9 protein-coding genes are annotated in these 10,442 nt (G+C 36.0%); 5 read left to right on the forward strand and 4 right to left on the reverse strand.

Features of this window, described 5'->3' with window-relative positions:
• Positions 1-801 precede the first annotated feature (801 nt).
• From AC25Y5_RS18680 to AC25Y5_RS18690, 3 genes are all read left to right on the forward strand, one after another.
• The gene (locus AC25Y5_RS18680; RefSeq protein WP_488141606.1) at positions 802-2,448 is read left to right on the forward strand and encodes an alkaline phosphatase; all 1,647 of its coding nucleotides are present in this window, start codon (positions 802-804) and stop codon (positions 2,446-2,448) included.
• A gap of 957 nt (positions 2,449-3,405) precedes the next feature.
• The gene (locus tag AC25Y5_RS18685; RefSeq protein WP_488141607.1) at positions 3,406-4,179 is read left to right on the forward strand and encodes an SDR family NAD(P)-dependent oxidoreductase; all 774 of its coding nucleotides are present in this window, start codon (positions 3,406-3,408) and stop codon (positions 4,177-4,179) included.
• Positions 4,180-4,541: 362 nt separating this feature from the next.
• A complete protein-coding gene (locus AC25Y5_RS18690; protein ID WP_488141608.1) occupies positions 4,542-5,006 on the forward strand; it encodes a DinB family protein in 465 nt (154 codons plus the stop codon).
• A 664-nt stretch (positions 5,007-5,670) separates the two neighbouring features.
• Here AC25Y5_RS18690 and AC25Y5_RS18695 read toward each other — a convergent pair.
• Complete coding sequence (locus tag AC25Y5_RS18695) at positions 5,671-6,813, reverse strand: YsnF/AvaK domain-containing protein (protein WP_488141609.1); 1,143 nt, start codon at positions 6,811-6,813, stop codon at positions 5,671-5,673.
• A gap of 526 nt (positions 6,814-7,339) precedes the next feature.
• Between AC25Y5_RS18695 and AC25Y5_RS18700 the strand changes: the two genes are divergently transcribed.
• Positions 7,340-7,540, forward strand: coding sequence for a hypothetical protein (locus AC25Y5_RS18700; RefSeq protein ID WP_488141610.1), 201 nt, complete (start codon positions 7,340-7,342; stop codon positions 7,538-7,540).
• Between the two features lie 230 nt (positions 7,541-7,770).
• On the opposite strand, the gene AC25Y5_RS18705 is transcribed toward AC25Y5_RS18700, so the two are convergent.
• The 3 genes from AC25Y5_RS18705 to sspO form a co-directional block, all read right to left on the reverse strand.
• Positions 7,771-8,016, reverse strand: a complete 246-nt coding sequence (locus tag AC25Y5_RS18705; protein WP_488141611.1) for a hypothetical protein — start codon at positions 8,014-8,016, stop codon at positions 7,771-7,773.
• A gap of 190 nt (positions 8,017-8,206) precedes the next feature.
• On the reverse strand, positions 8,207-8,926 hold the full coding sequence (gene deoD, locus AC25Y5_RS18710; protein WP_488141612.1) for a purine-nucleoside phosphorylase: 720 nt from the start codon (positions 8,924-8,926) through the stop codon (positions 8,207-8,209).
• 376 nt (positions 8,927-9,302) lie between these two features.
• Positions 9,303-9,458, reverse strand: a complete 156-nt coding sequence (sspO, locus tag AC25Y5_RS18715; RefSeq protein ID WP_488141613.1) for a small acid-soluble spore protein SspO — start codon at positions 9,456-9,458, stop codon at positions 9,303-9,305.
• Positions 9,459-9,975: 517 nt separating this feature from the next.
• On the opposite strand from sspO, the gene AC25Y5_RS18720 reads away from it, so the two are divergent.
• Positions 9,976-10,442 (forward strand): hypothetical protein (locus tag AC25Y5_RS18720; protein ID WP_488141614.1); only part of this gene is annotated, 467 nt, incomplete at its 3' end.

Below are 10,442 nucleotides of genomic sequence, written 5' to 3' on the forward strand. Positions count from 1 at the left end.
AGTAACACCCATGTATTAAAATGACTTCTTGCGCTAACCTGCCCGTTAGTTCAACAAGAAACAGCGATTCGATCGCTGGACGGGCATACGTCATACACAACAGGTTAACAGAACAGAGACGCTTATTAAACAATCGCGCCCTATAATTGAATAAGGAGTTAATCTTCAATAATTCAAAAATAGGAGTAATCAGTCTTTTAAGTGAACTAACTACTCCTGATTTGTTTCCACTTTTAACAACAGCTACTAGCTCCTAATAGAACTAATCGTTCCCCTTCTTAATTTTCTTCTTGTCTAAGGTTAATTCTTCTGTTCTAGTAATTTGAGAATCGATAGCTACTTTGATTCCGTTAATGGTTTTCACAGTATCCGTTTCCTATGGTGCATCTAAAGAAATCGTAAATTGCGGTCCATAGTAAACAGCAACAGAAGAAAGGCGAATTCTTTATTATCATATCCAACACAAGGCTCATTCCACATATAATATCCTCCAATTATTTTACTTATTTATTTTCAGCAAGTATTTCCTATAAAGTTTTTTGCAAATTGACATTTCAAGTTTCTTTAATAAAACAAAATCTCTCCTTGCTTGTATAAATTCTAATTTCTTTCTTTACATCAAATGAAACATATTAAAAAGGAACTGTAATAATTCAAAAACATCAAGGAAAATATTTTAGTAATATTAATAAAACCTTAACGTTTTCTTAATATTATATCTACTTAACGATGATATAGTCATATAAGTAAATATTTATGAAGTTATTAGCGTAATTATGTAAAAAAAGGGAGGAATACTAAATGAAATTATCCAAAAAGGTAATGGGAATCACTCTGGCTAGTGCAGTAGCGCTGGGATCGTTAAGTTTTTATGGTCAGGGTGAAAGCGTTGAAGCAAAAAACGATCCTAAGAAAGGTAAAAACGTCATTTTGTTAGTTATGGACGGTACTAGTGCCGGAGCAACAACTTTAGCAAAATGGTACAAAGGAGAACCACTTGCACTAGATAGTATTATGACGGGTGGAGTAAGCACATACTCTGCAGAATCTGCTATTACAGATTCAGCACCTGCTGGAACAGCATTAGCAACAGGAAATAAAACCAATGATAAATTTGTTGGTGTTTTACCAAAAGTAGTGAATACACCTGGCGTTGACCCATCATTAGCAGATGATCCATTTATGCCAGTAGCTAATGTACTTGAAGGAGCTAAACTTAGTGGAAAAGCTACTGGATTAATTTCAACTTCTGAGATCCAACATGCTACACCAGCTGCATTTTCAGCACATGTAACACAACGTAGTGATTACGACAGTGTCGCTGAACAACAAGTTTATCAAGGGATTGATGTCGTTCTTGGTGGTGGACAAGAAGCACTTGTACCAGGTAATTCTGGAAACAACCGTGAAGATGGAGAAAATCTAGTAGATGTATTAAATGATAAAGGATACGATATTGTCGAAGATAGAAATGAATTATTAAATACGAATTCTAGCAAAATTTGGGGTTCGTTTGCACCAAATGCACTTGCTTATGATATGGATCGTGAAACAACAAAACCAGAAGAACCAACGCTTGCAGAAATGACTGACAAAGCAATTAATACGTTATCAAAAGATAAAGATGGGTTTTTCTTAATGGTAGAAGGAAGTAAAGTAGACTGGGCAGCTCATTCGAATGATCCAATTGGGATGATTAGTGATGTTTTAGCTTTTGATGATGCAGTTAGCGAAGCACTGGAATTTGCTAAGAAGGACAAAAATACACTTGTTATTGCAGTTACTGACCATGGGAACAGTGGAATCACAATGGGTAATGTAAACACATCTGGTACGTATTCTAGTATTCCTGTTTCAGCATATATTGATCCATTGAAAAATGCATCAATGACTCTTGAAGGTGCATTAAGTCAATTAAAAGGTGATAAATCAAATCTATTAGAAGTGGCTGCTCTATACGGTATTGACAACCCAACTGAAGCTGAAAAGAAAGCTCTTAATGAATCAACAAAACTAAATAAAACATTCGTTCAACTTTTATCAAACCGTGCAAACATCGGATTTTCAACTGGTGGGCATACAGGTGAAGATGTATTCTTATATTCTTACGGTCCTGGTAAACCAGTCGGTTTAATTGACAATACTGACATTGCTCATACTATGGCTTCATCAATGGGATTTGATTTGAAAAAGTTAAGTCAACAATTGTATATTGAAGCAGAGGAAGCATTTAAAGCAAAAAATACAACAGTCAAGATCGTTGAAACTGTTGAGAACAATCCAGTACTTGTTGTAACAAAAGGCAATAAAGTTGCGGAATTCCCAGTAAATAAAAATATTGTCAAAGTTAACGGAAAAGAAAAGGAACTTAATAGTATAACTGTTCAAAGTGATGGAAAATTCTATGTTTCAAAAGAAGCAATCCAACTTGTTAATAAAGCTAAATAAATTAATCTTAAAACACCCTATTTAAAATGGGGTGTTTTTTTCGTGCGCCCAGCATGGGCGTAATCTATAGGGTTGAATAACAACCTTGTTTGAACAATTCTATGTCTTGATTTTACTGTATTTGGCTTTGTTTGGACAAGGTATACCCAGGATGAACTTAAACAAGTGTAACAAAGGGGGCTGCTCGTTGGAAATGGGATAAAATGTACATAATCTTGTGAAAGCTACCTGTCCACAAAGCTTGATTGTGGGTAGGTAGCTTTTTTTATTTGCCTATCATATTCTACTTAACCTATTCGTAAGCGGCCTTAGCCTATTATGATTTTATACACGAATCCGCAAGCTGTTCAACAAGCAACTTTCGTATGATTACAAGGGTTGCCCTTATTGGCCCTGGAAACTGAAATGCTGATAGAGGACTTGCCCGGTTCGCAAAAAGCTGGCGGATCCTCATTTTGTGCTTTGCCAAAAAAGAGTGAGGAAACTATGAATAGGCTTGCTATGTGAATAAAATTTATTCAACAAGCTATACTAAACGAGTCAAGTAGCATCACTTTATAATTAAAGCTTTATAAAAAATATCAAGGGAGAATAGAGATACATTGAATCCAAAATATAATATGCTATTTGAACCATACACTTTGCATCTGGTGCCACGATTGAAAATCGGATTAACATGTTACCAATGACAACTAATTCATCTTTTGAAAATGAAATGTTTGCACCAGGTACTATGTGGGGATATGTAGAAGATATACCTGGCTGGCTACCAATAGTTAAATAAGTAAACATCTGAATAAAGGTTGTTCCATTCATTTGTGATTTATTTACAGTTGTTTGAGGGCTTCCATAGGCGATACCCATAGTGGAAGAAGGATTTAGACGTGAAAGGGTTTTTCTTTCTATAAATATAGTATCTCGAATTTGAAATATAATTTTAAAAAAGGGAGTGTTTTTATGAGGAAATTTGAAAATAAGGTAATTATTGTGACAGGTGCAGCAGGTGGAATTGGAAAAGTAACGGCTAAAAAACTAGCTGATGAGGGAGCTAAATTGGCTCTTGTTGATTTAAATTTAGAAGCTGTTCAACAAGTGATTGTTGATTTAGGCTTAGACGAAACTCGTGCAATTGCTCTTCAAGCCAATGTGGCAAATGAAGAGGAAGTTAAGGCTTATGTAGATGCAACAGTTTCGAAGTTTGGTCAAATTGATGGATTCTTTAACAACGCAGGTATTGAAGGAACGACAAAGTCAATCGAAGAGTATCCAATTGAAACATTTGATTTAGTTTACAATGTCAACATTAAAGGAGCTTTCTTAGGGTTGAAATATGTGTTGCCAGTGCTGAAAAAACAAGGATTTGGTGCTGTCGTTAACACCGCAAGCGGAGCAGGGCTAATGGCTTCTCCTGGTATGGTTGGGTATATCATGTCGAAACATGCGTTGATTGGTATCACCCGTGTAGCCGCTCTTGAAGCAGCACCCTTCGGTGTACGTGTCAATGCCGTTGCTCCTGGAATCATCAATACACGCATGATGCGTCAAATTGAAGAAAATACGCTTCCTGGTCAAGGAGAAGCAGCTACAAAAACATTCGCTCAAGCTGTTCCGATGGGACGCTACGGCGAACCTGAAGAAGTCGCGAATGTGGTTTTATTCTTATTATCTGATGATGCAACATATGTCACTCAATCCATCTACACCGTTGACGGCGGACAATTGAATCAATAAAACGCATCCCTTCGGGGATGTTTTTTATTTTTTTCACATTAAGTGAATTTAGGGTGATATAGCAAAACATCTGCCCCTCCATCTTCGACCTCCTTATATTCAAATAACATCTATATGATTATTTCTTATATAGTATTCAGATAAAAAACAATATACTTTTATTTAACTAATATTCTCATGAAATAATCTCTTTTTTAAGGTGAAATGATAAGCGATACATACTAAAGCGAAAAATAATTGTTAGGGGGAAAAGAGTATGGAATGTGCATTATGTAAAAAGAAAACTGAATTAGAGAAGAGCCACATAATTCCTAATATGATATAGTCTAAATATTATTCAGAAAAAGAGGGGAAGATAGTAAATGAGTAAATATTTAACAAAACAACTCGAACTAACGCGTAATAAACTGCTTAGTGACGTCAAAAAGCTGGATGCAGGTGTGATCGATGTACAGCCTGATGGATTAAACAACACGATTCACTGGCACATTGGTCACATCCTAACTGTAGCCGAAAAATTCCTGTTTGGCTATCCGAAAAAGTCCCAGCATATCCCTGAGAATTACATAGGGCTATTTGGCAACGGCACCAAACCTGCCGACTGGACCGGTGTCGCACCTACAGTCGAAGATTTAACCAAACAACTAACCGAGCAGCTGGGGCGCATCAAACATATTCCTGCCGAGCACTTTGAAAAAGTGCTTGAACAGCCGATATTCGGGCAAAATACATTCGGCGAACTTGCAGCAGTCCTCGCTTGTCATGAAGCTAACCATATTGGGCAGATACACGCGATGAATTTTACGGTGAAAGCGGCAGGGAAATAAGCGAAGCAGGTTAAAAATAGGTTCAATTATGGAAGCATATAATAAATCATTAGTCTTGAAACTGAAACAAAAGCATAAAAAGTAATGATAGCGTTAGGAGTCATATCTAAATGGTATGGCTTTTTTTATGCTCATTATTAGGAGACCAACGAAGGCGAAGGTATTAGAACGAGAAGGAATGTTAAGCAACTCTTGATACAGTATTTCAGCAAATTAGGATTGCAGGGAACAGACAACACACAATTGAAAGCTAGCGGTACATCTTTGTACAGTTTTCCACATCCTTAAGTATGTAGAGGATATTACAATGGAAGCTCTCTATTATTACCTTGATGTACTAGAGGTTAGTCCTGTAACAAAATTGATTCGCATAAAGTCCACGGAGGCAGTTCTCAGCAAATTTTTTAACAATGGTTGAATTAAGGAGAAATTTGAAACTCTATCGAATCACATCCAATCATTAGGTACTATTGTGTTCGTCGAAGCCATGAGTTACAAAGAAGGGCTAAAGAAACAACGATAAAAAAAAGGAAACCCAATAGTTCGAGATATATATTTAGATCCACTGAAAAAGGCTGACTTCAAAAGATCACCTTTAAGTGAACTTTGAAATCAGCCTTTTCTAAGGACTGCATAGCCTTTCCAAACCTATTACTGAGAATTATTATTTTTTCTTTTTTATTTGATTTTTATTATTTTTATTTTCTTCATCAATTAAGGAATTTTCGTTGTTGTGGATTGATTCTTCCTTTTTTAAAGTAGCTGCTGAAATTGGTGCAGAACTTTTACTTTCCTTACTAACAGGAGAGTCTGTTAGTGTCCCGCTTACCTCGTCTATTTTACTGACAGCTGATTCTGGTTTATTTTTCTCTCCTTGTAAAGCGAGAGAGACTGTGCGTTTTTCGTGGGTTTCTTCCTTTTTGTCCTCCGCCATTATGCTTTCAATATCGGGATTGCCTTCCACAATCAAAATATCTGGGGTTTCTGTAATATCTTCTACGTGCCCAACTGTGTCTTGGATAACTAGTTTCCCTGCTGCGATTGCCGAAGGGACAGAACGCTCAATCCGAGCTTCTTCTTTTCTAATGGTATCCTGTACCTGTTTTGTTTCTTGAATTTTTCTCTTGCCTATAATTACCTCTTCAACAATTACAGCACTTTTCGTTACCTCTATTCTTTCTTCCATAATGGGGATTCGAATAATTTCATCCTCTCCAAACGGGCTGCCATCAAACTTTCCATCTATGACAGGACGTCGCTCTACATATACTTCTTCTCGAAATAGTGGAACATGAACGGTTCTCTGTTCTTCCACTACTTCTTTACGGAGCTGCAATTCTCCAACTTGGACATTCTCTTTTGTAATTTCAAGCTGTTCTTCATGGAGTTGGACTGCTCTTGAGTTTTCAGTTGCATATTGTGTTTTATAGACAGGACTGTCGTAAGTTGTATTCGTATCAACCAGCAACATTATTTTCCCCTTATTTATTTCCTCTTCACACTGTTTTGCTGTATATTTTGGCAGGCCCCTTTCAATTAGCCTGCTGGACAGGGTATTATCCTGTGTGCGGCCCATTCCTGCTGATAACATGGAAAAATAGCTGTTCATCATAACACCTGCTATAGTACTCACTTGTTGATCTGCTTCTACCATGACTCCGGTGCGGGAAGTGACTAATGGAATAGCACTTTTATTTTCTGCTACCACCATGATATCTGTATCACGATGCCCCTGACGTTTCAATCCTTCAATTGCATACAAGACTTCTTCATCTGAATTAAAGCTCCCAACAATTCGTTTTTCCATATTTATCATCCTTCCAAAATATACTACATATGAAAAGTAATAACATTCACATGTATTAGATATCTACCCGAGAGATCTTCACTTGAAACAACTAAAAAGTTAATAATTTAATAATTTATAATATTTAGCCGAAAATACGCTCATATCTATAACTAAACTTGAAATAAAAAAATGGTTGGTTTTTCTATTGCATAAAAGATTCGGGTTAGTAAATTAGATTATAAGTAGAGAGGGGTGAAGTTTCTCTACCCTATAGTTCACTTATTCTATTATATTGTAGTAGTGTCAAAACTTTTTAAGTTATGGCACATATAAAGCGAAAAAAAGCCTCGAATTTGGCAGGATTGTCTTACGGTAATTTATATTATTGGTTTTATTAAATATTTAATAGATGGTTTTGAGATCAATTAACGATAGTCGATTATGGAAATATAGAAATATTAGAGTCCTTTCGACATAATTTGCAAAATCTATTAACAATTGAGTAAATACTCTGTATACTGAATTGAAAAGGGTGGGTGTTGTAATGGATGATGGGGGATTTTCTTTGTACGATAGAATGCCAATAAATATGTTGTCAGGGTTTTATTACCATATTAACAAAAACATAGAAAAGGGAATTTTGTCTAATGCCATGTACCATGAAATAAATCTAATTAAACGGGTAGCTGCAAAAAAAGGAATCTCATTGACTCACTTATATGAACGAGGTTCGCTTATGAAATGATATACATAGATTTCTTTAGGGACGTTTAGTAAACCGATATTATGTCTCTTTACTATTCTTATAGACGTTTTCCTTATAGCAATACCACAAGCCAACAGTTTTGCGGTGACACCACTAACACTGTAACAATCAGTGGTGGGTGTCAATAATGGACTATGTAAGACCTACCAATCCAGCTAATAAGGCACGTCATAACCCCAGGCCTGCCTGCACACAGCCACAGCACAGCGTCACGGTAAGGGCATAGCAAAGATGTCCTTAATGTTAGGAATGCGCTCGGTGATTCGAATGATTAACGAATAGATCATCGCGGAGTAATTAAGTGATTGTTTAGGTCCGAATCGAGACTTTTTCATCACAACATCAAGGATTGAATGAATATCAATACCTGATAAAATCGAATTAAAACATTGGGTAGGTTCCAAGTCGAATAAAACTTGCATGTCAAACAGGCTTTCTTGTCGTATAATAGGCATAAAGCATTCTCCATTCTGTTAATGTGTGTGTCGTAACTCTCATTATACAGGATTTGGGGAGGTGCTCTATTTTCATATCGTTTTACACTTAGAGCCGTAAGGGCTCGTTGTTTTGAAGTTGACTCAGATAAGAATAAACAAGTATATAATCACATTCATCCAAGAAAAGAGGTATTTATGACTCCCATACTTATACTAAATCTAAAGCTATTTCCATCATCTTTGTAAATGAAGTTTGTCTCTCCTCTTGTGTTATTTGTTCATGTGTAATCATATGGTCACTTACTGTTAAAATTGTTAATGCTTTAGCTCCAGCACTAGCAGCATTTAAATATAAACTTGTCGTTTCCATTTCTTCCGCTAATATTCCCATCTTAGCCCACTTTTCTGTTGCAGTTTCATCAGCATTATAGAAAACATCACTAGATAGTACATTCCCTACATGAACCTTATAATTCTTTTCATCAGCTATTTTCTTAGCTTTCTCTAATAATTCATAAGATGCTGTACTTGGAAATTGACCTGGAAGATTCCATTGATGTGCATAATTTGAATTTGTTGCTGCTCCTATAGCAAGTATAATATCATATAACTTAATATCATTTTGCATAGCCCCACATGAACCTATACGAATTAAATTTTTAACTCCAAAAATATTAATTAGTTCCCATGAATATATTGCCATACTTGGTGACCCCATACCGGTACCCATAACAGAAACTTTCTTTCCTTTATATTCGCCTGTGTACCCCAGCATACCTCGAACTTCATTAAAAAGAACTGGTTTTTCTAAAAAGTTTTCAGCTATAAACTTTGCACGAAATGGATCTCCTGGCAAAAGTATAGTTTCAGCTATTTCTACTCCATTTGGCTTAATATGTGGTGTTTCTTTTAATTCATTGTTTTTCATTTGATTCTCTCCTTAATATTCTTATATTATTGTTAAATTATATCTTTTGTAATCGAGTTTTTTTCTATAATGAGACTTATCATTAATTAAATTTATGGTCTACTTATATTGTTTACTTTAAACAAAAAATATCAATCATAAACTCTGTAGATAATTGCGCTCTCCCTAGCACCTTTCGGTGTATTGGAGAAAAGCAAACGCCATCTGTCTGAGTATCGCAGTAACCGCCAAAAGTAACGGTTTGGATTTCTACGAATACCTGAAGAAATTTTTTACGGATCTAAGCGGAATATAGTAAATAAATGAAGTAAGCCATGTATTCGATTTAAAAAAAGGTGCGCTTATTTTTTATAATTCGGGCTTACATCATTTTAGCTCATTGCCGCTTCTTCGTTTTCTTATTATTATGTCTCTCTGCCGGTGTCAAGGGTTTGTTTGCAAGTTCATGATCAAACTCCCTTGATAAATTCTTCCTAGCCGCTTGCTCATCACTAGCGTTACCATTTAAATTGTTCTTCGGGCTGTTGCTCACTATATACACCTCCATGATTTTAGTTTGCCACGTGGTGTCCTTAGTATGCATTTTTGTTAAATCTTTACTGAGGTTTCCTTTGTTGAAAATTCTTTTAACTTACGTAAAATAATGATTTGTCGAAAGCTCGATTTTAGTCTTTGCAAGGTTAAATAAAACTGTTCGTGCTGATAACGTAAAGCAACAAGTTGTTGGTTTAGAGAAATAGAATAAACCTGTATCTTCAGATCTTATATTTAGAGATTTATCATAGAAACCTCTTCTTTCACTTTAAGAAGTGGTTTATATATATCCTTGCAATAAGAGGCACCATCAACGATATTCATACAAAAGCGTTAGGAGCGTCCGAAAATGCACAGGTACAAAAAAAGGGAAAGTGTCACCCACAAATCTATTAAAATTCTTCGATTTACATAACTTTAACATTTACTTCATAATGGGGAAGAACGGTTTATCGAGAAGGATTAAGTCATCGCGGTCTATCAATTGCAACAAATACAGGTATCGATATTTAGATTTGACGCCGAAAGAAAAAGTCGTTGCTACAGATATGTTCGAGGCAGAAGTATTCACGAATGATCTGATCGGTGAAGTTAAAAACACCAAGGATGGTTCCATTGTGAAAGTAAACTGGAAAAATCTCGAACCCTCGACTAAACATGGTTGGTATGTTCAAGTAAAGGATTCATTTGGGGGAGAAATGCGCTCTGATGTTTCTATGTTCACTACGGGTGACCAAGAAATTGGAAATGGTGGAAACGGTGGTGGACGAGTCATTCCTCCTGCTCCATTACCGCCAGTTACAGGCGATCAAGTCATTAACGTTACGGATGACTTACTAACAAAATCCGAGGAATCTTGGACCATTAACCATACGCCGACTTCGGACAACACAAAATGGGTCATTCCAAAACAAGTAATGAATAATGCAATCGTTGCGAACAAACCACTTCGTTTCTTGACGAAGAACGGTCATGAAGTAGC

This window comes from Sporosarcina sp. Y1011 (genome assembly GCF_057669885.1).

Excerpts from the sequence above, each read along its gene's own strand:
- AC25Y5_RS18680 (WP_488141606.1), top strand. The coding sequence starts at position 802 with ATGAAATTATCCAAAAAGGTAATGGGAATCACTCTGGCTAGTGCAGTA.
- AC25Y5_RS18685 (WP_488141607.1), top strand. The coding sequence starts at position 3,406 with ATGAGGAAATTTGAAAATAAGGTAATTATTGTGACAGGTGCAGCAGGT.
- AC25Y5_RS18690 (WP_488141608.1), top strand. The coding sequence starts at position 4,542 with ATGAGTAAATATTTAACAAAACAACTCGAACTAACGCGTAATAAACTG.
- AC25Y5_RS18695 (WP_488141609.1), bottom strand. The coding sequence starts at position 6,813 with ATGGAAAAACGAATTGTTGGGAGCTTTAATTCAGATGAAGAAGTCTTG.
- AC25Y5_RS18700 (WP_488141610.1), top strand. The coding sequence starts at position 7,340 with ATGGATGATGGGGGATTTTCTTTGTACGATAGAATGCCAATAAATATG.
- AC25Y5_RS18705 (WP_488141611.1), bottom strand. The coding sequence starts at position 8,016 with ATGCCTATTATACGACAAGAAAGCCTGTTTGACATGCAAGTTTTATTC.
- deoD (WP_488141612.1), bottom strand. The coding sequence starts at position 8,926 with ATGAAAAACAATGAATTAAAAGAAACACCACATATTAAGCCAAATGGA.